Origin of the sequence: Selenomonas sp. oral taxon 137 str. F0430, assembly GCF_000183625.1 — a bacterium.
Taxonomy (GTDB): domain Bacteria; phylum Bacillota; class Negativicutes; order Selenomonadales; family Selenomonadaceae; genus Centipeda; species Centipeda artemidis.
Genome location: NZ_AENV01000006.1, coordinates 169,980 through 194,199, shown reverse-complemented (window position 1 = coordinate 194,199; position 24,220 = coordinate 169,980). Strand labels below are relative to the sequence as shown.

At 54.2% G+C, this 24,220-nt stretch carries 19 protein-coding genes and 2 pseudogenes; all 21 read left to right on the top strand.

All coding sequences use genetic code 11. The features are described from left to right. Positions 1 to 11 precede the first annotated feature (11 nt). Positions 12 to 344 carry a divalent cation tolerance protein CutA gene (gene cutA / locus HMPREF9162_RS04655; RefSeq protein ID WP_009438545.1) on the top strand — a complete coding sequence of 111 codons (333 nt, stop codon included), beginning with the start codon at positions 12 to 14 and terminating at the stop codon, positions 342 to 344. Positions 345 to 452: 108 nt separating this feature from the next. Continuing rightward, a complete protein-coding gene (locus HMPREF9162_RS04650) occupies positions 453 to 1,415 on the top strand; it encodes a hypothetical protein (protein ID WP_009438442.1) in 963 nt (320 codons plus the stop codon). Further along, entirely contained in the window at positions 1,381 to 2,091 is a 711-nt protein-coding gene (locus HMPREF9162_RS11885) for a glycosyltransferase family protein (RefSeq protein ID WP_369791743.1), read from the top strand. Before HMPREF9162_RS04650 ends, HMPREF9162_RS11885 begins: the two co-directional genes overlap by 35 nt. Positions 2,092 to 2,117: 26 nt before the next feature. Further along, positions 2,118 to 3,886, top strand: a pseudogene (locus tag HMPREF9162_RS04635) (hypothetical protein). A gap of 34 nt (positions 3,887 to 3,920) precedes the next feature. Continuing rightward, complete coding sequence (locus tag HMPREF9162_RS04630) at positions 3,921 to 7,313, top strand: DNA polymerase III subunit alpha (protein ID WP_009438329.1); 3,393 nt, start codon at positions 3,921 to 3,923, stop codon at positions 7,311 to 7,313. A gap of 6 nt (positions 7,314 to 7,319) precedes the next feature. Continuing rightward, positions 7,320 to 8,054, top strand: a complete 735-nt coding sequence (locus HMPREF9162_RS04625) for a pseudouridine synthase (RefSeq protein ID WP_139057080.1) — start codon at positions 7,320 to 7,322, stop codon at positions 8,052 to 8,054. Continuing rightward, a complete protein-coding gene (locus HMPREF9162_RS04620) occupies positions 8,051 to 9,304 on the top strand; it encodes an NAD(P)/FAD-dependent oxidoreductase (protein ID WP_009438424.1) in 1,254 nt (417 codons plus the stop codon). Before HMPREF9162_RS04625 ends, HMPREF9162_RS04620 begins: the two co-directional genes overlap by 4 nt. A 5-nt stretch (positions 9,305 to 9,309) precedes the next feature. Further along, positions 9,310 to 10,626 (top strand): 3-phosphoshikimate 1-carboxyvinyltransferase, encoded by a 1,317-nt coding sequence (aroA, locus tag HMPREF9162_RS04615; protein ID WP_009438533.1) that lies wholly within the window; start codon positions 9,310 to 9,312, stop codon positions 10,624 to 10,626. A gap of 12 nt (positions 10,627 to 10,638) precedes the next feature. Further along, on the top strand, positions 10,639 to 11,292 hold the full coding sequence (gene cmk, locus HMPREF9162_RS04610) for a (d)CMP kinase (RefSeq protein ID WP_009348815.1): 654 nt from the start codon (positions 10,639 to 10,641) through the stop codon (positions 11,290 to 11,292). A gap of 13 nt (positions 11,293 to 11,305) precedes the next feature. Next, on the top strand, positions 11,306 to 11,911 hold the full coding sequence (locus HMPREF9162_RS04605; protein ID WP_009348813.1) for a 1-acyl-sn-glycerol-3-phosphate acyltransferase: 606 nt from the start codon (positions 11,306 to 11,308) through the stop codon (positions 11,909 to 11,911). Positions 11,912 to 11,984: 73 nt separating this feature from the next. Continuing rightward, positions 11,985 to 12,740, top strand: coding sequence for an MBL fold metallo-hydrolase (locus HMPREF9162_RS04600; protein ID WP_009438565.1), 756 nt, complete (start codon positions 11,985 to 11,987; stop codon positions 12,738 to 12,740). 16 nt (positions 12,741 to 12,756) lie between these two features. Then, positions 12,757 to 13,866, top strand: a complete 1,110-nt coding sequence (locus tag HMPREF9162_RS04595) for a S1C family serine protease (protein ID WP_009348810.1) — start codon at positions 12,757 to 12,759, stop codon at positions 13,864 to 13,866. Between the two features lies 1 nt (position 13,867). Next, complete coding sequence (gene rlmH, locus HMPREF9162_RS04590; RefSeq protein WP_009438575.1) at positions 13,868 to 14,347, top strand: 23S rRNA (pseudouridine(1915)-N(3))-methyltransferase RlmH; 480 nt, start codon at positions 13,868 to 13,870, stop codon at positions 14,345 to 14,347. Between the two features lie 160 nt (positions 14,348 to 14,507). Then, positions 14,508 to 15,856: pseudogene (gene gdhA, locus HMPREF9162_RS04585) on the top strand (NADP-specific glutamate dehydrogenase). 161 nt (positions 15,857 to 16,017) lie between these two features. After that, positions 16,018 to 16,842: an undecaprenyl-diphosphate phosphatase gene (locus tag HMPREF9162_RS04580; RefSeq protein WP_037350212.1), complete on the top strand. Its 825-nt coding sequence runs from the start codon at positions 16,018 to 16,020 to the stop codon at positions 16,840 to 16,842. 12 nt (positions 16,843 to 16,854) lie between these two features. Then, entirely contained in the window at positions 16,855 to 17,442 is a 588-nt protein-coding gene (pth, locus tag HMPREF9162_RS04575) for an aminoacyl-tRNA hydrolase (RefSeq protein ID WP_009438476.1), read from the top strand. Positions 17,443 to 17,744: 302 nt separating this feature from the next. Beyond that, positions 17,745 to 19,574, top strand: a complete 1,830-nt coding sequence (gene glmS, locus HMPREF9162_RS04570; RefSeq protein ID WP_009438519.1) for a glutamine--fructose-6-phosphate transaminase (isomerizing) — start codon at positions 17,745 to 17,747, stop codon at positions 19,572 to 19,574. Positions 19,575 to 19,671: 97 nt separating this feature from the next. Further along, a complete protein-coding gene (locus HMPREF9162_RS04565) occupies positions 19,672 to 20,931 on the top strand; it encodes a threonine/serine exporter ThrE family protein (RefSeq protein WP_009438528.1) in 1,260 nt (419 codons plus the stop codon). Positions 20,932 to 20,953: 22 nt separating this feature from the next. Then, positions 20,954 to 22,144, top strand: a complete 1,191-nt coding sequence (locus tag HMPREF9162_RS04560) for a multidrug effflux MFS transporter (RefSeq protein ID WP_009438488.1) — start codon at positions 20,954 to 20,956, stop codon at positions 22,142 to 22,144. Between the two features lie 83 nt (positions 22,145 to 22,227). Continuing rightward, the gene (locus tag HMPREF9162_RS04555) at positions 22,228 to 22,905 is read left to right on the top strand and encodes a response regulator transcription factor (protein WP_009438394.1); all 678 of its coding nucleotides are present in this window, start codon (positions 22,228 to 22,230) and stop codon (positions 22,903 to 22,905) included. Then, complete coding sequence (locus HMPREF9162_RS04550; RefSeq protein WP_009438549.1) at positions 22,902 to 24,206, top strand: cell wall metabolism sensor histidine kinase WalK; 1,305 nt, start codon at positions 22,902 to 22,904, stop codon at positions 24,204 to 24,206. Before HMPREF9162_RS04555 ends, HMPREF9162_RS04550 begins: the two co-directional genes overlap by 4 nt. Positions 24,207 to 24,220 lie beyond the last annotated feature (14 nt).

Below are 24,220 nucleotides of genomic sequence, written 5' to 3'. Positions count from 1 at the left end.
GAGTGAATAGCGTGTGTAATCATTCGGAATATGTCAAACTGGAAATTTTCATTCCCGAGACGCATCTTCCTGCGCTTCGTACGGCTCTGCAGTCCGTAGATGCCGGGCATATGGGCGATTACGATTCCTGTTTTGCGTATAGCCGCGTGACAGGAACGTGGCGCCCGCTCGAGGGGGCGCACCCGTATGCGGGGACGGTCGGAGAGATATGCGAAGCGCCCGAGTTGAAGGTGGAACTATGTGTTGCGGCGCAACGCATGGAGGAGACGGTTGCCGTCATCCGTGCCGTACATCCCTATGAGATGCCCGCGATCTATGCACTGCCGCTCATCGGTGGAATTTGAGTGTAAATTCCACCAGATATACAACTTCCTTGGAGATTATGGTATAATGGGAAAGTATGTCAATATGACATGTTTTTTTATTTGTCAGTTTAGGAAGGAGATGTGTTTGTGGCAGAGAAGATCCGTCCTGAACTTCTCTCGTTCTTACACCCGGGCATGATGCCTCTGAAAATTCTTGTCGTGGAGAGTCTCTCTTACTTAACTAAACTAAAAGAGATGTTTCCCCAAGCGGAACTATATGCTGTGACCGCCGAATTGGATCAAGAAATATCCGTTTTTCCTGAAGGAATTCATTGGGAATTTCTTGACTATCTTTCTGTTCCATTACCATATACACGAAATTATTTTGACTACATCATCTCAGATCTCACATTGGAGTGTGCTGCTAATCCTCAGGACATAGCGGCGGGGTTTTCTACATTTTTGAAAGAAACGGGAGCCTTACTCACAAGTTTTCGCAACATTCGACATTGGTCTGTATTGCAGAAACTCATGGAGGGACATTATTACGGTGTTGTCTCACGTCTTTTTGCACGACCCGAGTTTGAAAATCTGCTTTACGCGTCCTTTTATAAGAATGTTTGCGTTCGAAGACAGCTTCGTGAGGCTTCCGGCGAATCGATCGATCATCTTGTTGCGGCGGGCTTTGAAAATGAACACAAGGATCTTGAGACGGAATTTTACCTTGTTCGTGCTGATCGTTCTATGCCGGAACTCTCCTTGCTTAAATCCATGTATACAGGGGCGGATCGTCAGGAGTTATCACGGCTGATTCATCGCATCGAGTATGAAGTAGACTGCCCGGAATCTATCCGAACACTGTGGTTCAAGGTAGAGACTTTGAATATTTTTTCGGATTATCTCGCTTCATTTATTCAAGAAACCGTTATGCATCAGGAGGCGTTCTACCGACGGCTGCTTGTACATTCTTTCGGGCGGCAGGATTTTATCATTCGAATGCTTGCATATAGTGCGAGAGAAGCGTTTGATCCTTCGATGCGCAGAGTTTTTGCGGCACTCCAAAAGGAAGCTGAACATGGAAACGAAGGGATTTTATATGCCCGAACTTGATCGCAATAAGGTTGCCTTTATTTCCTGCGTCAACGATGAGGATATGTATGGTGAATGCCTGCTGTACTTAAAATCATTGCATGTTCCGCACGGCATATCGGTCGAATATATTCCCGTACGCGGGGCATCATCAATGTGTTCAGGCTATAACGAGGGCGCGCGCAAAACAAATGCGCGATATAAGGTGTACCTGCATCAGGATGTGCTCGTAGTCAATAAGAATCTCATTCAGGATCTTTTTTCCCTCTTCCGGGACGAGGAGACTGCGCTTATCGGCATGATCGGGTGCCGTAGTTTGCCGCATTCCGGTGTTTGGTGGGATGGTCTGCGTACCTATGGCAGGGTTTTGCATCATTGTGAATCCGAAAGTGTTGTGGATTCTCATTGTATGGAACCGGATGGAGACCATATTGAGGTGGAAGCAGTGGATGGGCTTCTCATTGCTATGCAGTATGATATACGTTGGCGGGACGATTTATTTACAGGATGGCATTTTTATGATACGTCTATGTGCATGGAAGTTCGTCGGCATGATTTTAAGTCAGTGGTGCCAAATCAAGAACAAAATTTTTGGTGTATCCACTGTCCGCAGGAAAAGCCGCTTTCACCTGATTACAAACGCTATCAAAAGATATTCCTCCGAGAATATGGCTCTGAATTGAATCCCGAAGTATAAAATCTAAAGAAAGGAGGGCTTCCTACATGCAAGAGCAGCCTCCGCAGAATGAACACAAAGCCGAAGAGAAGATGAATTGGCTCAAACTGGCTGCAAAATTTTCCGCAGACGGCGATTTGAGGGGGATGCGTGCCTGCGCTCAGGAAGTCGACAAACTTGCGGAAGGGGATGTCGATGCTGTGGCGGTCAATGCAGAGGCGGCACTCTACAGTGGCAGTATTGAAGAGGCACAGCAACTTGCAGAGCAAGTACTCCGCGTATCACCTCGCCATCCGCGTGCCCGCATGGTATGGGCAGGGCTTGCCGCACTCGAATTTCGCCTTGGGGATGAGATCTCTCTGCTGGCTGATCTAATTGAAGAGCTTTCCTACAAAGCAAAAATTCTTGGTGAAGACGATCCTGCCTACAGCATATATTATCAAATGCTTCGGCGTGCGCGCGGCTGGCTTGCGGATGCGTTCTATCTTGGCGGAGAGGCAAAATGTGCAGCTCATGAGTTGCTGATGTCCAGCCGCCTTGCTAAGGAGCCGAGTGAAGAGGCGGAACTCTACAGTAAATACTTGTTTATGCGGAACTATCGTTATCTCGGAGCGCGCGAAGGTCGGCAAAAAGCAGAGCTCTATAACGATATGGTTGCTGTGACATCTTACACACATGAAAATGCATTGCGTACAGAGCATCGAAAGCTCCGGATAGGCTACATCTCACCGGATTTTCGTGAGCATGCGGTCGCATATTTTTTAACGCCGCTGCTGCGCCATTTTGACGGAGAGCAGTTCATGGTTTTTTGCTATGCGACGGGGCGGAACGATGCAGTTACGGATCGTTTGCGTTCACGGCGCGTGACCTGGCGTGATTTACGCAGCAGATCCCCACGGACAGCCGCACGTCTTATCAATGAAGATAGAATAGATATCCTTGTTGATCTCTCCGGGCATTCTCAGGATAACGCGCTGCCCATTATGGCCTATCGTCCTGCACCCATCCAGATCTCCGGTATCGGTTATACAAATACGACAGGGGTAGATACTATAGACTATTTCTTGTCGGATGAAATTTGTATTCCCTATGGAGACACCACAGCGGAATCAGGTTTTACAGAACAAATCCTAAGAATGCCACATTCGCATCTTTGTTATGCGCCGGAGGAAATTCGCCCGATGCCGAAGACAGGCTTTGAAGCTCCTGTGCGCAGAAACGGCTATGTGACCTTTGGCAGCTTTAACAATTTTGCCAAAGTAACGGATGAAACCTTACTACTATGGCGTGGTATTTTAGAATCTGTTCATGATTCGCGGCTTGTCATAAAAGGAAAATTTGCAGCATTGATGCCGGCAAGGATTTTCTAAAGAAACGGCTGTCACTGCTCAGCTATGATATGACGCGTGTCGAGCTGCGCCCCTACAGTCCAGATTATCTTGAACAATATCGCGATATTGATATTGCACTTGATACGGCGCCATACAACGGCGGATTAACCACATGTGAGGCACTCTACATGGGAGTACCCGTGATCTCAATACGCGGTCGTACACACGGCGCACGTTTTGGCGCGTCTATTTTAACCAATGCCGGTGTACGTGAACTCGTCGTAGAAAACGATATCAATTATGTACGACGCGCCGTTCAACTGGCGGAGTCGCCAAAACTAATTGAGGCATATCACGCGGGGCTTCGGACGAATATGAAGCGATCCCCACTGATGGATATGCAGTCTTATATGCGCGCTTTGGAAGATGCATATGTGGAGATTTGGAAGAAATTCTGTGACATAGGGGCAAAACAGTCCATATAGGAATGGATCCAAAAGATGAGAGGAGGAAACATACATGTCGTTTGTCCATCTGCATGTACATACGGAATACAGCTTGCTTGACGGTGCAAGCCGCATCAAGGAGTTGGTGCAGCGGACGAAAGAACTGGGGATGGACTCTATTGCCATCACGGATCACGGCGTCATGTATGGAGCCATTGCTTTCTATAAGGAAGCCATGGCACAAGGGATTCATCCAATCATTGGCTGCGAGGTCTACGTTGCGCCACAGTCACGACATGAACGTGCAGAGGTGGACGGTGTTCGCTATTATCACCTCATCCTGCTTGCGGAGAATGAAATCGGCTACCGTAATCTCGTTCGCCTTGTATCCCTCGCAAATATCGAGGGATATTATTATAAGCCACGTGTCGATAAAGATTTGCTTCGTCAATACCATGAAGGAATCATTGCGTTGTCTGCCTGTGTGGCAGGGGAGATTCCGCGATCCATCCTGCGCGGGGATCCGGAGCGTACTGACGAGATTCTTGCCGAATATGTGGATATATTCGGTCGAGACAATTTTTTTCTAGAGCTACAGGATCATGGGCTCCCTGAGGAAAAGACTGTCAATCATGCCTTACGTGATCTTTCAAAAAAACACGACATCGGACTTGTTGCGACCAATGATATCCACTATGTGAGAGCAGAGGACAGCGAGTTTCACGATATACTCCTCTGTGTACAGACGGGGCGAACGATCAACGATCCCAATCGGATGCGGTTCTCGGGACCCGATTACTACCTGAAATCGGAAGCCGAGATGACAGCGCTCTTTCACGATTATCCGGGCGCTGTTGAAAACACTGCAAAGATTGCCGCGCGGTGCCGTGTAGACTTTACCTTTGGAGAATTGCAGCTGCCGTTTTACCCAATTCCAGAAAAATTTGCTGATGATGATGCGTATTTACGAACACTCTGTGAAGAACGGCTGCCGGAGCGTTATTCGGAGATTACTAATGAGATTCGTTCGCGTCTGGACTACGAGCTCGGTGTCATTCACGGGATGGGATATGCCAGTTACTTCTTAATCGTCTGGGATTTTATCAATTATGCACGAGGACACGGTGTTGCCGTAGGTCCGGGGCGCGGCTCAGCGGCAGGAAGCATCGTCGCGTATTTGCTGGGGATTACGAATATTGATCCGCTCCGATATGCGCTCCTTTTTGAGCGGTTCCTGAATCCTGAACGCGTGTCCATGCCGGATATTGATATTGATTTTGACGACATCAATCGCGGCAGAGTGATTTCGTATGTCAAAGAGCGCTATGGGGAAGATCATGTCGCACAGATTGCTACATTCGGTACGATGGGAGCTAAAGGGGCGATTCGCGATGTTGGGCGTGTTCTGGAAATGTCGTTTTCAGAAGTGTCCAATATTACAAAGCTTGTGCCGAGCGAACTTAACATTACTATTGACCGCGCACTAAAGGAATCCGCGGATTTTCGCCGTCTCTATGACGAGGATGAATCGGTACGTCGTGTCATTGATCTTGCGCGCAAGATTGAGGGACTGCCTCGCAATACGTCCATCCATGCGGCGGGCGTTGTGATCGCGAAGGAGCCGCTGACCAATCACGTTCCCGTATGGATATCCGAAGGAACTCTTGTCACCGAATTTGATAAGGACGATGTCGAGGCACTTGGTCTGCTCAAGATGGATTTTTTAGGGCTGCGGACGTTGAGCATCATTGAAGATGCACTTAAAAATATCCGCACGTCCCACGGGATCGACATTGATATCGACAATATTCCACTCGAAGATGATCTGACTGCACAAATGCTGTGCGATGGCGATACGGGCGCAGTGTTTCAGATGGAATCTGCGGGTATGACGAATCTTGTCAAGGATCTGCAGCCGAAGGGATTCGTCGATCTGATCCCGACGGTCGCGCTCTATCGCCCGGGACCGCTCGGCAGCGGCATGGTGACGGACTTCATCGACGGACTGCACGGAAAAAAAGAAGTTGTCTACATGCACCCACTTCTCGAACCGATCCTAAAGGAGACATTCGGGGTCGTACTCTATCAAGAGCAGGTCATGCAGATCGTACAGGTGCTCGCGGGATTTACGCTCGGTCAGGCGGATCTCCTGCGGCGTGCTATGGGCAAGAAAAAGCATGCGCTCCTCATGGCTCAGAAGGAATCTTTTCTTGCTGGTTGTGCGAATAACGGCATCGACGCCCCCCTCGCGAACCATATCTTTGATTTGCTGACACATTTTGCGGATTATGGGTTTAATAAATCGCACAGTGCATCTTACGGACTCCTTGCATGGCAGACAGCATATCTCAAAGCACATTACCCCGTAGAATTCATGGCGGGCGTCCTCACGAGCATTATGGATAAGACGGATAAAATTCCCGTCTATATCCGGCTTTGTCATCAGATGAAAATCAGGATACTGCCGCCGGACATCAATTCTAGTGCGGCAACATTCAGTATCGAAAGCGGCGCAATACGATTTGGTCTTGCAGCGGTCCGCAATGTTGGCGAGAATGCGATTGCCGTGCTGGAGCATGTCCGCGAAGAGGGCGGGCCTTTTCGCTCTCTGGTGGATTTCTGCACACGTGTCGATCTACGAACACTGAATAAACGGGCGATCGAGAGTCTCATCAAATGCGGTGCATTTGACAGCCTTGGAATTGATCGCAATCATCTCCTGGCGTCACTTAATGCCGCCGTCACGGATGCGGCACGCAGGCAGCGTGATTTACTGAGTGGTCAGATTGGTCTCTTTGGCGACGACGCCATGGCAGAAGTCCAGCAGATCGGTGATTTCGACGATGTTCCGCTCTGTACGCCGCGCGAGCGTTTGACCTGGGAGAAGGAGGCAACCGGATTTTACATCACGGGGCATCCGCTGGAGGACTATCAAGAGACGCTTTCGCATTTGCAGCCAATCGGGCAAATCGCCGCGGCAGTGCAGCGGGATCGCCAGCTCATGCGCGTCGGCGGCATCCTCACAAGCACGAAGCGTTTTACGACGAAGAAGGGCGACACAATGCTCTTTGCGGATTTGGAGGATTTCACAGGAACGCTTGAGGTCACTGTATTTCCGCGTGTCTTTTATGCCCATGTATCCGACTTGGAGCCGGATCGGGTCGTGGTTATGCAGGGGCACGTCGATACGGCAGGTGAGACGCCGAAACTGCTTGCCGACGAGATTTGGCGCATTGACGATTATCGGACGTCGTATTATCTGACGCCGCCCCAAGATGCGGATCGCGCCGCACTATGGGAGAAAATGAAGGACGTGTTTTCCGCACACACCGGAGATCATCCCGTCTATGTGCAGAGTGACGGACGATGGCGCAGACTGGACGAGATGTATTGGATTGACGGCACGCCCGAGGTACGGGCGGAGCTCAGTACGCTTTTGGGCGAGACTTCAGTGCGGATTCGATAGAGGAGAATGATGGAAGAGCGTTTGCAAAAAATACTCGCCAATGCGGGGATCGCTTCGCGACGCAGCGCCGAGGAGATGATTCGCGCAGGGCGCGTGACTGTAGATGGCGTGTGCGTGACGGGGCTCGGGCGTAAATATGACGCCGCGCTGCATGAAATTGCCGTGGACGGGATTCCTGTGCAGAAAGAAACGGAACGCGTCTATCTCCTGCTCAATAAGCCGGTCGGCTATCTCTCCACGGCACGCGATGACCGCGGACGCAAGACCGTGCTCGACCTCCTGCCTCATACTTCTACACGCCTTTACCCCGTAGGGCGCCTTGATGCCGATACGGAGGGACTGCTGCTCATCACGAACGACGGTGCTATGACGCAAGGGCTCCTGCATCCGCGGTATGAGATTGACAAGGTATACCGCGCGGAGATCGAGGGGGCGTTGACGCCTGAAAAACTGAGGCACCTGCGCGGCGGTATTCTTTTGGAGGACGGTATCACCGCGCCCGCACGCGTGCGTATTTTTGCCGCAGACAGCACGGTTACGACCGTTGAAATCGTTATCCATGAGGGACGCAACAGACAGGTGCGACGCATGTTTGCAGCCGTCGGATGCCGCGTGCTGCGTCTGCGCCGTGTACGGTTTGCAATGCTCACGCTGAAGGATCTCCCGTGTGGTGCGTCACGTCCGCTGAGTGCAGAGGAGATTCGGGAGCTGAAGGTACTGTCCGGAGGTGATGTGCGGTGAAACGGATTGTCGTCGTGGGGGCGGGACCCGCGGGCATGATGGCGGCGATCGCTGCGGCAGAGCACGGGGGCAGCGTTTTACTCTTCGAGAAGATGCCGCGCGCCGGGCGCAAGATGATGATCACGGGAAAAGGACGCTGCAATGTCACAAGCGCGGATGACCCAGCGGACATTATCAAGAACATTGCGGGCAATGGTCGCTTTCTGAATAGTGTCATCCGTGCGTTTGACAACGCCGCGGTCATGGCGTTCTTCGAAAATGTCGGTGTACCGCTCAAGACAGAGCGCGGCAATCGGGTATTCCCTCAGAGCGATCGTGCTGTGGACGTGGTGGATGCCATGATGCGCCGTCTGCGCGATCTGCATGTGGAGCTTCGTACGAATACGCACGTGCGGGCGCTTGTTGTTACAGACGGTGCGATTCTCGGCGTTCGTTTAGAGAGCGGCGATACGGTCGCGGCGGATGCCGTCGTCCTCGCGGTCGGCGGCGCGTCGTACCCGCTGACGGGATCGACGGGCGACGGCTATGCGATGGCACGGGATGCAGGGCATCATATCGTCCCCATATTCCCTGCGCTCGTGCCGCTTTGTACGGCGGAAGGATGGGTGAGGGACGTGCAGGGGCTGTCTCTGCGCAACGTCCGTGCCGCTCTTTACAGTGCGGGGAAAAAACAGGCGGAAGAGTTCGGCGAGATGATGTTCACCCATTTTGGCGTGACGGGGCCGATCATCCTGCGTCTCAGCAGACGTGCCGCAGAGCTGATGAACGGGGGCGCGGATACGCTGACACTGAACTTGAATCTCAAGCCCGCCCTGAGCTATGAGGTACTGCATGCGCGCATCGAACGCGATTTTTCCAAATACGAGCGCAAGCAGGTGCGCAACGGCATGATCGATCTCCTGCCAAAGCGGCTCATCGACATTGTTCTCGGTGCCGCGCAAATTTCCCCGGAACGTACGACGGGGCAGGTTTCGGCAAAAGAACGCAATCGGCTCGCGCAAACATTGCAGGCACTGCTACTCACGATCACGGGGACGCGCCCGCTCGCCGAGGCGATCGTGACGGCGGGCGGTGTAGAGACGCGCGAGATCGATCCGCGTACGATGGCGTCAAAAATCGTGCGCGGGCTCTATTTTGCAGGGGAAGTCGTCGATGTGGACGGCTTCACGGGCGGCTATAATTTGCAGGCGGCGTTTTCCATGGGCTATGCCGCGGGGAAATACAGTGCCGACGATACGGAAAGCGAGTGAAATCTATGTCGGAGATGAAGATCATTGCCCCCGCCGTCCACGGATGGAGGGGAGAACCTGTGATTCCGGGCGATAAATCGATTTCGCACCGCAGTGTGATGCTCGCGGGTCTTGGAAGCACGCCGGTTCATATCAAGAATTTTCTCCATGCGGCGGACTGTCTGTCGACGGTCGGCGTCATGCGCGCGCTTGGCGTCCGCGTCGAGTTTCCCGCGGACGGCGAACTCGTTGTGACGGGGCGCGGCCTCCATGGACTCTCCGAACCTGCGTCCGTACTTGATGCCGGGAACTCGGGAACGACGCTGCGGCTGATGATGGGGTTGCTCGCTCCGCAGCCCTTTTTCTTGACGTTTACGGGAGACGCGTCGCTCTCGCGCCGTCCGATGGGGCGCGTCCTCTTGCCGCTCGGACAAATGGGCGCGCAGATCTACGGCAGGAACGACAACAATAATCTGCCGCTCAGCATTGTCCCCGCAGGAAAGAAACTGTGCGGCATTTCGTACGACAGTCCCGTTGCCAGCGCGCAGGTGAAATCCGCGATCCTCCTCGCGGGGCTGTATACGGATGCGCCCACGTCCGTGACGGAGCCGTTCGTCTCGCGGGATCATACCGAGCGGATGCTCGCGGGATTCGGCGTTCGCGTAGAGCGCGAAGGATGCACGGCACGCGTATATCCGGTCACGCGGGAGGAGGATTACATAGCGCCCGAGGAAATCACGGTGCCGGGGGACATCAGTTCGGCGGCGTATTTCCTTGTCGGCGGGAGCATCATCAAGGGCAGTCGGCTTCTCCTCAAAAATGTGGGCATCAACCTGACGCGCACCGGTATTTTGGACGTGCTTGCGCAGATGGGCGCACATATTGCGGTGAAAAATGAGCGTACGAGCGGCGGCGAAGCCCTTGCCGACATTTCTGTGGAGACGGCGGAGCTGCACGGCGTACGAGTCGGCGCGGAAATCATGCCGCGTCTCGTCGACGAGATCCCCATTCTCGCCGCCGCGGCATTATTTGCCGAGGGCGATACCGTGATCACCGGCGCGGGAGAACTGCGCGTCAAGGAGACGGATCGTCTGCGTGCGATCGCGGACGAGTTTGGGAAAATAGCGCCCGGCAGCATCGAGGAGCTGGAGGACGGACTGATCATCCGGGGGAAACGTCCGATTTGCAAAGCACGCGTGCACAGCCGCAGCGATCATCGCATGGCGATGTCGCTTGCCGTCCTTGGCGCGGCGGCGGACGGTGCGGAGATCGAGGAACCGGACAGCGTTCAGATTTCGTATCCGGCATTTTTTGAGCAGTTAGACCGGCTCGCCGGAGCATAGGAGGGAAGTTCTATGAAAAGTATTATTGCCATCGACGGACCTGCGGGGGCAGGGAAGAGCACCGTCGCTAAGCGCGTGGCGGAGCAGCTCGGCTATATCTATATCGACACGGGCGCGATGTACCGCGCCGTCGCATGGAAAACGCTCCGCAGCGGCGAGGAGGTTACGGACGCGGCGATCCTCCGGGCGGCTGCGGATATTGACGTGCGCCTTTCCTGTACGGACGGCGGGACGCGCGTCACCGTTGACGGCGCCGACGTGACGGGGGAGATTCGCACGCCCGAGGTGACGGGGATTGTTTCGCGCGTTGCGGCGCTCGCCCCCGTGCGTGCCAAGATGGTTGACCTCCAGCGCGCGATGGCAGGCGCCGGAAAGGTCGTCATGGACGGACGCGACATCGCGACGAACGTTCTTCCCAACGCGGATGTTAAGGTGTTCCTCAGCGCATCGGTCGAGGAGCGGGCGCGCCGCCGCCATAAAGAGATGCAGGAAAAAGGATACGACGTCGACCTCGCCGAACTGCAAAAAGAAATCGCCGCCCGTGACAAACAGGACAGCGAACGCGAAATCTCCCCGCTGCGTCAAGCCGACGACGCGATCCTCATAGATTCGACCGGGCTGTCGATCGAGGAAGTGACCGCTCGGATTCTTGCGCTCTGCGCATAGACGAGGAGGGCATATGGTATACGGATTTTTCCAATATCTTTTTCGATTTATCTTTTATGTCATTTTTCGAACACGGGTCTATGGGCGTGAGAACATCCCCGCAGAAGGCGCGGTCATCTTGGCGGCTAACCATGCGAGCAACGCCGATCCACCGCTCATGGCAAGCCTCATCGAGCGCCCCGTCAGCTACATGGCAAAGATCGAACTGTTTGAGAACCCCATTTTTGGCGGCATCATCCGCCGCTGTCATGCGTTTCCGGTCAAACGCGGTGAGTCGGATCGCGGCGCGATCAAAACTGCCGTTCAGGTGCTCAAGGAAAAGCGCATCCTAGGACTATTCCCCGAGGGCACGCGCAGCAAGACGGGCGAACTCAAAAAGCCGGAGGCAGGCGTCGCTCTGATTGCCGCAATGACGGGCGCGCCCATCGTACCCGTCGCGATCCTCAACACGCATCGAATTTTCGCGAACGGCGGAAAAATCCCCGCGCTTCGCATCATGTACGGAGCGCCGATTTCCTTTCAAGGCGACCGCAAGAGCAAAGAATCTCTGGATGCGTTTTCGAACGAAATTATGGCGCGCATCGCCGCGATGCGGGACGACCTCAAGAGCATGTCCTAAATTTACTCATATGAATTTTGCAGACATTTTACAGGCAAACGGAATATCATGAGCAGGAGAGAGGGTCGGTAGATTGCAGGTATCCATACTGGCAAGCGGGAGCAAGGGAAACTCCGTGTACGTCGAGCTCGACGGGACGCGTCTGCTCGTCGATGCCGGCATCTCGGCGGCGCGGATCAAGAAAGGGCTTGCCCGGCATGGCGTCGATTTACAGTCGATCGATGCGGTGCTTGTCACCCATGAACACATCGATCATGTGCGCGGCCTCAAGACACTGTCCAAGCAATACCGCCTGCCTATTCTCGCTACGCAGGGAACGCTGGAGAATATCGACGGAGGAGAGGCATTTGCCGATGAGATGCATGTCGTGACGGGCGATTTTTCCATCGGCGGGGTACGCATTCAGTCGTTTGCGACCTCTCACGATGCCGCGGACCCCTGCGGATTTCGCATCGAAGGCTCCTACTGCTTTACCCTTGCCACGGATCTTGGCGTCGTGACCGACAGCGTACAGGCGGCGATCGAGGGCGCGGACGTGCTCGTCCTCGAGGCGAATCACGATCCCGAGATGCTCAGGCGCGGCAGCTATCCGTGGACGATCAAGCGAAGGATTCTCTCAGACAGAGGTCATCTTGCCAATAACGAAGCGGCGTGGGCGCTCATGCGCATGAAGAAGCGCCCGCGCAAAGTCTATCTGGCGCACCTCTCCGAGGAGAACAACCGCCCCGCACTCGCACATGATACTGTGCAGGAAATTCTCTCCGGCCACGGTGTTCTGATTGATGTCGAAGCCTGTCTCCCGGAGGGCGGGGTATCGACGATTATATAACAAAGGAGATGCTATTATGAATATCCGTTCTGTCTTGCGGCGCCGAAAGAGCGTGGCAGTCATAGCTGCGCTTGCCGCCGCGTCCGTCATTGTCTTTGGCGGGTGCTCCATGGGAACGGCAGCCGACAACAGTGTCGGGGGAATGAAGTCGATACAGGCGGCAGATACCTCTGGACTCTCTGAGGCCCGGAATACGCCTGTCGTGCGTGCAGCAAAGGCAGTTGGCCCCGCCGTGGTCGGGATTACGAACAAAGCGGTTGCACGAGATTGGTTCAATAATCCCGTAGAGACCGAAGGTGTCGGCTCGGGCGTCATTTTCCGTAAAGACGGCTATATTGTCACCAATAACCATGTTGTCAGTGGTGCAAAGGAGATTATCGTTTCTCTCTCGGATGGACGCAGTCTCAAAGGCAAGCTCATCGGTAAGGATGAGTTTACAGATCTTGCTGTCGTCAAGGTAGATGCGAACGATTTGCCGACCGCCGTCTTTGGGAACTCCGACAATATTGTTGTGGGGGAACCTGCCATTGCCATTGGCAACCCGATGGGGCTTGAGTTCCAAGGAAGTGTCACCGCCGGTGTGATCAGTGCACTGAACCGTACTCTTGACATCAGCGACAAACGCGTGAAGCTGCTCCAAACCGATGCCGCCATCAGCCCCGGAAACTCCGGCGGCGCACTTGTCAACGCAGACGGCGAAGTCATTGGCATCAACAGTGCAAAGGTAGCGGCAAGCGGAGTCGAAGGGATGGGCTTCTCCATTCCCATCAACACGGTGCAGACAGTCATCAATGAACTGATCGAAAAAGGCTATGTTGCGCGTCCGTATCTCGGCGTGTCCGTCTTTGATCCTATGACGGCAGAGCGTTACGGCTATCAGCTCAACATCGACAAGGGCGTCTACATTTTCCGACTCACACTCGACGGTCCCTGCGGCAAAGCAGGATTCCAGCGCGGTGATATCATCCTTGAGATTAACGGTGAGGAGATCAACAGCGTTGCCGATCTGCGCAACAAAATTGCCTCGTATCAGGTCGGTGACACGATAACGATTACCTATGACCGTAACGATACGAAACATAAGGCCGACGTCGTTCTCGAAGAGATGCCGCAGGACGATAAATAAAATGCGGATCACCGTCCTATGCGCAGGGAAACTCAAAGAGAAATACCTGCACGACGGCATCGCCGAATATGCCAAGCGGCTGCGTCCATACGTTGATCTCCGCACGATTGAGATTACTGAGGAACGAATGAAGGAGACTCCATCTGCGGCGGAGAAACAGGAAACGCTTCGCCGAGAAGGCATGCGTCTCTGTGCACAGATCCCACAAGGGGCATATCTTATCGTACTGGACGTCGGAGGCACGGAACTTTCCTCTGAAGAACTAGCAGCGCATGTTGAGCAGATCTGTGTCGCGGGGAGGAGTCATATCGTCTTTCTCATCGGAGGCCCCTTTGGACTCTCTGACAAAGTACGCCGCGCAGCCGATTTACGGCTTTCATTTTCCCGATTTACACTGCCGCATCAGCTCATTCGGCTTATGCTGATGGAGCAGATCTATCGCGTCTTTAAGATCAATCGCAGGGAACCATATCATCTATAACCCCGGGAGAGGTATCTGCATCCGGCAGAGCCTCTCTTTTTGTATTTTATTTGCATATTGTATTCATGCAATGAATCTCTATACAAGCTTTTCGCCCTGTGCTATACTCAGTCACGTTCGTTGCAGAGTCAATCGAACCACATGAAAAGGGGGATTTATCATGTCCAACATGAAGCAGTATGTCAACGATATTCTCGATCTCGTATCCAAACGTGACCCGGATCAGGCGCATTTCAAGAACACGGTGGAAGAGGTTCTGACCTCGGTTGTGCCGCTCCTCGAAAAGCATCCGGAGTACAAGGCGCATAAGATCCTCGAGCGTATGATCGAGCCGGAGCGCGTCATATCGTTCGCGTGCCTTGGGTGGACGATAAGGGCGAGATTCAGGTCAACCGCGGCTATCGTGTGCAGATGTCGAGCGCGATGGGACCCTATAAGGGCGGACTGCGCTTTCATCCGAGCGTATCGCTTGATATTCTGAAATTCCTCGCGTTTGAGCAGGTGTTCAAAAATGCGCTGACGGGACTTCCCATCGGCGGTGGCAAAGGCGGCTCGGACTTTGATCCGCACGGCAAATCGGACAACGAGGTGATGAAGTTCTGCCAGAGCTTTATGACGGAACTCTACCGCCACATCGGACTGAATGTCGATGTCCCCGCAGGTGATATTGGCGTCGGCGGTCGTGAGATCGGCTACCTCTTTGGTCAGTACAAGCGTATTCGGGATTCCTATGATGCGGGCGTTTTGACCGGAAAACGTGTCGATTTCTGGGGGAGCCTGACGCGTACGGAGGCGACCGGGTACGGTCTTCTCTACTTCGTGAAGAATATGCTCGATGCAAAGGGCATTGATCTGAAGGGCAAGACGGTCGTTGTCTCCGGCGCCGGAAATGTTGCGACCTATGCGATTGAAAAGGCACAGGAATACGGCGCGAAAGTAGTCACTTGCTCGGATTCGAGCGGCTATATTTACGACCCGAACGGCATTGACCTCGCAGCGCTCAAGGACATCAAGGAAGTGCGCCGTGCCCGCATTAAGGAATACATCACGACGCATCCAAATGCAGAATATCATGAGGGGTGCCGCGGCGTCTGGTCGATTCCGTGCGATGTTGCTCTGCCGTGCGCAACGCAGGATGAGATCGATCTTGATTCTGCGAAGCTGCTTGTGGAAAATGGCGTGAAGGCGGTCGGCGAAGGCGCAAATATGCCCTCGACACTCGAGGCGATTGCATACTTTAAGACGCATCATGTACTCTTTGCGCCAGCAAAGGCGGCAAATGCGGGCGGTGTTGCGGTTTCGGCACTCGAGATGTCGCAGAATTCCGAGCGTCTGCAATGGACGTTCGAAGAGGTGGACGGCCGTCTGAAGGGTATCATGGAGAATATCTATAAGAATTCGAAAAAGAATGCGGAACTCTATGCCGATCCGGACGATCTTGTCGCCGGTGCAAACATTACGGCGTTCGCACAGGTCGCAGACGTGATGCTCGCACAGGGGCTTGTCTAAAACCATAAATTAGAATTGATGAAAGACTGCTTCGGCAGTCTTTTTTACATTATTTATAATTCCGGCGGTTCATTATGCAGAAAACCGTGAAATGTGATATAATGGGCGGGATTTTACCATTTGAAATTTGAGGGGAGCTTAGCATTTTGGAAATAACACTGATGGAGTTATTGAAGACAGTGATTCTTGGCATTGTAGAAGGGCTGACCGAGTGGCTCCCCATCTCCAGTACGGGGCATATGATTCTCGTGGACGAGTTCATCCAACTAAATGTGACAAAGGCTTTCATGGATATGTTCCTTGTAGTGATCCAGCTCGGTGCCATTCTTGCCGTCGTCGTGCTGAATGCAGGGAAGCTCAACCCGTTTCTGCGCCGAAAATCAAATGCGGAGCGGCGCGAGACGTTTGATCTTTGGGGAAAGGTCATTTTTTCCTGCATTCCCGCAGGGGCGATCGGGCTTGCGCTGAATAAGTATATGGAAGAGCATTTTATGAATGCTCCCGTTGTTGCGTCTATGCTGATTTTATACGGCGTTCTCTTCATCCTTGTCGAGCGTTGGAATCGCGTGCGTACGCCGCGCATCGAGAATCTTTCACAGCTCGATTATCGCACGGCATTTATCATCGGAGTATTTCAGGTGCTTTCTCTCGTGCCGGGGACAAGCCGGTCGGGGGCGACGATCCTCGGCGGTATCCTGTTCGGCGCGAGCCGCTATGTGGCGACGGAGTTCACGTTCTTCCTCGCAATTCCTGTGATGTTCGGCGCGAGCTTTCTAAAGCTGGTAAAATTTGGCTTTCATTATACGGGGGCGGAACTTGTCATTCTTGCCGTCGGAATGGTGACGGCGTTTATCGTGTCCATTCTCTCCATTCGCTTCCTCCTGCGCTACATCAAGCGGAATGATTTCACGGCGTTCGGTTGGTATCGGATTGCGCTCGGCGTCGTCGTACTCGCGTATCTGTTCGCGGTCGGCGATCCGACCTAAGGGGGGCGCCCGATGAAAATCATTGCGGGGCTCGGCAATCCCGGCGCGGAATACACGCAGACGAAACACAACGTCGGCTTTATACTCGTGGACGCACTGGCGCAGCGGCTAGGCGTATCCGCATGGAAAAAAGCCTTTTCCTCACTCGTCGCCGAGGTGCGCATCGGCAGCGAGAAAGTTTTCTTGGTCAAGCCGCAGACCTATATGAATGACAGCGGTTCAGCGCTCGGACCGATGCTGTCGTATTATAAAATTGATACGAAAGATCTCATCGTTGTTCACGACGATATGGATATTCCTGCGGGGGCAGTGCGAATACGAACCAAGGGCGGATCGGGCGGTCATAACGGAATTAAATCAATCATTTCTCATGTCGGTACAGAAGAATTCCCACGCGTACGCATCGGCATCGGGCGCCCGCCCGTAGGTTGGACGGTCATCAATCATGTCCTCGCGCCTTTCTCGACCGATGATGCCTCTCTCGTAGGTGAAGCAATTGGCTATCTCCTACCCGCGGTCGAATACATCGTAACAGACGGGGTGGATATGGCAATGAATCGGTTCAATCCGCGAAAGAAAAAGACTACGCGCGACGTTTAGGAGATACCGGAACCTGCAATTGACTTCTGCGGCTATTTCGGATAGAATGTCCCTGTGTATCATGGATACATAGGGATTTCTTTTATTGAAAAGAACGAAGTTCTTAGCGCCGGTTCTGAAATGGTACGGAATATATTTCAGAAAACGAGGAGAAGGTTGTCGATCCGTCGGCGGATGCCTTCCGGCACGCTCTGTCGAGAGTCTGCGGTCAAATCATGGGGGCGACTCCGTGGACAAAGCCGCAGACGGAGCGGAATCCCTGAGAGATGTTCTATATGTTCTATCAATCGGGAGGTATTTTTATGTGTGGAATTGTCGGGTATGTCGGAAATCGTCAGGCGGCGGAGTTTCTTTTGGACGGGCTGTCCAAACTGGAATATCGCGGCTATGATTCGGCGGGGATTGCGGTCTATGAGGACGGTGAGATCCGCATTGAGAAGAGCGTGGGGCGTCTCGCGGCGCTGCGCGAGCAGATCAAGGGGCGCGTCCCGGTCGGCACGCTCGGCATCGGTCATACGCGGTGGGCGACGCACGGGCGGCCGTCCGATGTGAACGCGCATCCCCATGCGGATTGTCATAAAAATTTTGCGATTGTCCACAACGGCATCATTGAGAACTATCTGTCCCTCAAGGAAGAACTCATCGCGAAGGGACACGAGTTCAAGTCCGAGACGGATACGGAGGTCGTTGTCCACCTGCTTGAAGAGGTGTATGCGGGTGATTTCGTTGCGGCAGTGCGTGAGGTACTGCGCCGCATCGATGGCTCGTATGCGCTCGCGTTCATGAGCAAGGCGCATCCCGATATGCTCATTTGCACGAAACAGGACAATCCTCTCATCATCGGTCTCGGTGAGGGGGAAAACTTCATCGCCTCGGATATTCCCGCCATCATTTCGCGCACGCGCCGCACCTATATTCTCGGTGACGGTGAGCTTGCGATTGTCCGCAAGGACAGCATCGAGGTCACGAATCGCGCGGGCGAACCTGTGCAAAAGAAAGTCTTTGAAGTGACGTGGAATGCGGAAGCGGCGGAGAAGGGCGGCTATGAGCATTTCATGCTCAAGGAGATCCACGAGCAGCCCAAAGCTGTGCGCGATACGATGAGTCAGCGCATTACAAGCGATAAGAAGGCGATTTCGTTCGAGGAACTTGCGTGGGACGCGGCCTACCTCAATTCGTTCAATAAGATTTACATTGTTGCGTGCGGAACGGCGTATCATGCGGGACTTGTCGGCAAATACTATATTGAAAAGCTGGCGCGTGTCCTCGTAGAGGTCGATGTCGCCTCGGAGTTCCGCTACCGTGATCCGATCGTGGACGATAAGACGCTGCTCGTCGTCGTCTCGCAGTCGGGTGAGACGAGCGACACGCTCGCTGCACTGAAGGAGTCGAAGCGGCGCGGGGCAAAGACGCTTGCGATCACGAATGTCGTCGGTTCGTCCATCGCGCGCGAGGCGGATCAGGTGGTCTATACATGGGCGGGACCCGAGATCGCAGTCGCATCGACGAAGGCGTATACGACGCAGCTCGTACTCTTCTTTATGCTTGCGCTCTATATGGCTGAAATCAAGGGGGCTATCGCACCCGCGCGCACGGCGCAGCTCGTTACGCAACTGCTCGAGATTCCGACGCAGGTCTCGGAGATTCTTTCCGATGTGGAACCGATTAAGACGTTTGCGAAGCAGTACGGGTTTAACGAGGATGTGTTCTATATCGGGCGCGGACTGGACTACTCGGTCTCGCTCGAGGGCGCGCTGAAGCTCAAGGAGATTTCCTACATCCATGCGGAGGCATATGCGGCAGGGGAACTCAAGCACGGCACACTCGCGCTGATCGTAGAGGGCGTTCCCGTGATCGCGTTGGCGACGCAGCGCAACGTCTACGAAAAGACGCTCTCCAACATCAAAGAAGTCAAGGCACGTGACGCTATAGTCATCGGCATCGCTGCCGAGGGCGATACGGAGCTGAAAAAGTATGTGGATCATGTGATCTATGTGCCGGCAACGGATGAGTTCATCATGCCGATTCTCTCAGTGATCCCACTCCAGCTTCTTTCCTACTATGCCGCTATCACGCGCGGGTGCGATGTAGATAAGCCGCGCAATCTCGCGAAGTCGGTCACGGTTGAATAAGCTACGGTTCCCATATAAAAACAGCAGAGCTTTTACTCTGCTGTTTTTATATGAAAGGGGTGACAAGCGTGCGCAATCATGTTATAACTATCTCATTATGATAAATGAGAAGCAGCGCATCAACATCAACAATATTCTCGAGCGTGCCATCGACATCGGGCAGCGGATGCTCGTCACGGGGGCTGAGGTGAGCCGCGTAGAGCGTACGATCAACTTCATATGCCGTGCCTACGGTGTGCGTCATGTCGACGTGATGGTGATTACCTCGAGCATCATCGTGACGATCCGCGGCGCGGACATCGGCATCCTGACGCAGATGCGGCGCGTTCCGCCGCAGAACTTTGATTTTCAGCGGCTCAAGGCGCTCAATCAGCTTTCGCGGGAGATCTGCGCGCAACCGCGCACGTCGGATGAGATCAAGGAACGCATCCGTGCGATCGATACGATGGAGCAGACATCACTATGGGCGTCCGTATTCTATTGGACGATGATTGCGGCGAGTTTTTCCGCTTTTTTCGGCGGGCGGTTTGAGGATGCGGTCTGCGCCGGGCTTGTGGGGGCGCTCCTGCGCCTGATACAATACGCTCTGAGCCGTACGAAGCTGAACGCATACTGCTCGCTCGTCCTCTTGAGCTTCCTCGGAGGGATGCTTGCCAATTCGTTCCTATGGTTCGGGTTCGATATCCATCCTGCCGCCATCAATATGGGCAATATCATGCCCGTGATTCCAGGGCTCGCGCTGATGAACTCAATTCGTGATATGTTCAGTCAGGAGACGATCTCGGGGCTGCTCAAGAGTGCGGAGGCGATTATTTTGAGCTTGCTCATCGCGGCGGGGTTTGCATTCAGCGCGACGGGCACAATCATTGCGTTCGAAACGCTGTGGTGGGTCTATCTGCTCACCTCGCTCGTCGGCGGCTTCTGTTTCCATATGCTCTTTCACGGGCATATCAAAGACGCGGGGATGGGCGCAGTCGTATGCATGGGTGCGTGGGGCTTTACCATGCTGTTCGTTGCGCTCGATTGGAACGAATTTGCCGGGTACTTCGCGGGTGCGGTCTTTGCGACGATCGCGGCGGAGCTATTGGCGCGGGTCTATAAATGTCCCGCGACGGTGTTCCTCATCATCGGAGTGATTGCGATGGTGCCGGGCGGCGCGCTCTACCGAACGATGTTCTATGCAGTATCCGGTGATTGGGGAAAATTCGGGATGCAGGGCATCAAGACGTTCCTCTATGCCGTCTCCATCGCTGCGGGCATCGTCATCGCAACGGCGATATGGGAGACAGTCAAAGACCGCTTGTTGTCATATAAAAAGAAGGACGCGCACATATCGGGGGATGCGTGCGCGCGATAACGTACGGGGAAGCGGGGATACGATGGCTTTACGCGGGCGCAGCCGCCTTTGGCTGACTGTGTTTTTAGGAATCATGACGGCGATCGCGCCGCTCTCGACGGATATGTACCTGCCGGCACTGCCGGAGGTGCAGGCGGACTTTGGTGTGTCGACGTCTCTCATCCAGATGACGCTCACAATGACGACACTCGGGATGGCGCTCGGGCAGATCCTCGCGGGACCGCTCAGTGATTTGTGGGGACGCAAAAAACCGCTGTTCATCGGGATGCTTGTCTTTATCGGGGCAACGCTCGGCTGCGTCCTTGCCGAGGACATCGATTATTTTCTGTTCTTCCGTTTTTTCGCGGATTTTGCGGGGGCAAGCGGCATCGTGATCGCGCGTGCGATTGCGCGGGACGTGTGCGAGGGCGCGGAGCTCACGCGGTTCTTCGCCGTACTCATGATGGTCAACGGTCTCGCCCCAATCTTGGCGCCTATTATCGGTGGGCAGATCCTGCTCTTTGCATCGTGGCGCGCGACGTTCGTCTTGCTGACACTCATCGGCGTGGGGCTTGCCGCCGCGACGCTCGCTTACAGTGAGACGCTGGCGAAAGAGGCGCGCAGCAGCAATGTGACGGACTCGCTGAAGAAATTTCCGATACTTCTCAAAAATCGTTACTTCTTAGGGCATTGTCTCGTGCAGTGTTTCGTATTCGGCGCGTTCTTCTGCTATCTTGCGGGCTCATCCTTTATCTTTCAAAATATCTACGCGGTATCGCCACAAGCGTACAGCTTGATCTTTGGGGCTATTGGACTGGGGCTTCTCGTCACGGGCGTCCTGCCCGCGCGTCTTGCGGGACGCGTGCCGGACGTGCGTCTGCTGAAATATGCGGTGCTTGTCCCACTCCTTGGCAGTATTCTGCTTTTGACGGGATTTTATTTTACCGCGCCGCTGCTCGTGATCGTGTTGCTGCTCTTCCTGACAGTCGTTCCGCTTTCGGTGATGGGCGCCGCGAGCTTTTCCCTCGCGCTCTCACGGCAGGGGAAGAACGCGGGGAGCGCATCCGCGCTCATCGGCTGTTCCTCAATGCTCCTCGGCGCCTGTATGATGCCCGTGGTCGGCATCGCAGGAGATCATACGGCACTGCCGATGGCAATCATCATGGTCACGTTGTATGCGCTCGGGGCTCTCGTGTTTTTCTCCATGATCGCCCCGGAGCACCGTGCGGTATAGGATTTTCAGCTATCTTTCACATCGTTTCCGTATACTTTAGTTGCGGTATACATAATGTTTGATATATGCCGGAGGATGATATTATGCGGGTGCTGCTTGCCGAAGACGATCTGCGTCTCGGAAAGTTGATCCAATATATGTTGGAACAAAACGACATTACGGTAGAATGGGTCACAAACGGGGACGATATTTATGAGTACGCAACGTATACGGAGTACGATATTCTCATCCTTGATTGGATGATGCCCGGCGAAAATGGTGTGGACGCGTGTGCGCGTCTGCGCAAGAGCGGCTATGACCGTGCCATTCTCATGCTGACGGCGCGCGACTCCGTAGAGGATCGCGTAACGGGACTGGATGCGGGTGCGGACGACTATCTCGTGAAGCCGTTCGAGTTCTCAGAGCTTCTTGCACGTCTGCGCGCACTTGGGCGACGGTCGACGCAGAAGATCCAGCACGAGGTGGACGAGATCGGCGGATTCCGTCTCAACCGCACTGCCAATATCCTTGAAAAAAACGGAAAGATAATTCAGCTCTCTCCGCGCGAGTTCCAGCTCTTTGACCTGTTGGCGCAGAATATCGGCATCGTCGTGCCGCGCGACATCATATTGGATCGTATTTGGGGGCTGGAGTCCGATGTCAGCTCCAATAATATCGACTCCTATATGAAAATGCTGCGCAAAAAACTCGATGCGGCGAGCGAGGGCGAGGCAATCAAGACGATACGCGGCGTCGGTTATAAACTAGAGGCGCCGCATTGAGCGAGCAGAATGTCTTTGGCCGTAGCCGCCTGCGGCTCATGCTTCGCTACGCGCTTGTGATGGGAGGGCTGGTCATTGTCCTCCTCTTTGCCATGCATAAAACGATGGAGTGGGCGATTACTTCGGAGCAGGCGCGTGAACTGCTCGAGACGAGCAACGGCATCGCGGAATCGCAGATCTATGCGGAGCTCCATGCAGAGGGCGACGCTGATGAGGCGCATCTGTACCGCAGTACGAACGATCGCCTGTTTTACTACGTCTTTAACGATCAGGGGCGTCTGATTAAATTCTCACGCGCTTCCTATCGCATTGAGTCCTTCATTCTCGATATTGTCGGGGCGTGGAACGCGCCCGAGGGAGAGGTACGCGTATTTACGAAGACGGACGAGCGAGGCAACCGGACGAAGGTGATGATGACGGCAAAGGCAGTGCTTGCCCCGCCGCTCCCACCGCAAACCGTGTTCGTCGGCAAGGACGTGACGGCGATGTATAACGGAATGGAGAAGGCAACTTCGGCGCTCGCTGTGCTCGGTGTCATCGCGCTCACCTTTGCCGCGGGCATTGGCTATGTGCTCTCGGGCGGTGCGATGAAACCTGTCCGAGAGGCGTATGAACGCCAGCGTCAATTTGCCGCCGATGCCTCCCATGAGCTGCGCACGCCGCTCGCGGTCGTGCTCGCGTCTGCCGATCTCCTGCGCAGTGATACGTCCATTACCTCACCGTTCCTCAAGCAAGTCATCGAGGACGTGCGCGACGAGGTGAAGAAAATGACGAAGCTCGTCGGCGATCTCCTCACGGTCGCGCGAACGGACGGAAAGGCGAATCAGCTCAAAATCTCGCATATGGACATCGTATCCGCTGCCCGTCAGACAGTGCGCATCATGCACCCCTTTGCAGAGAAGAAGGACATTGTCATCGAGGAAGTTCTGCCGAAGAAATTGGAGATCTATGCAGACGAGCAAAAGATACGCCAGCTCATCCTCATTCTTGTGGACAACGCGGTAAAGTATACGCAGGAACATGGAAAGATCAAGGTATCGCTCATGGCGGAGAAAGGGGAGATACACCTCACCGTTGCTGACAACGGTATCGGCATCGAGCCGGAGCATCGGGAGCGCATCTTTGACCGGTTTTATCGCGTGGACAAGGCACGCTCGCGCCGCATGGGCGGGAATGGACTGGGGCTTGCGATCGCACGCGGTATTGTGGAGGCGCATCACGGAGAAATTTCTCTCGAAAGTGCTGTGAACGAAGGCACGACGTTCCATGTGCGCCTGAAAGAAAAACCAAAAGCTAGATAAAACATATACCATAT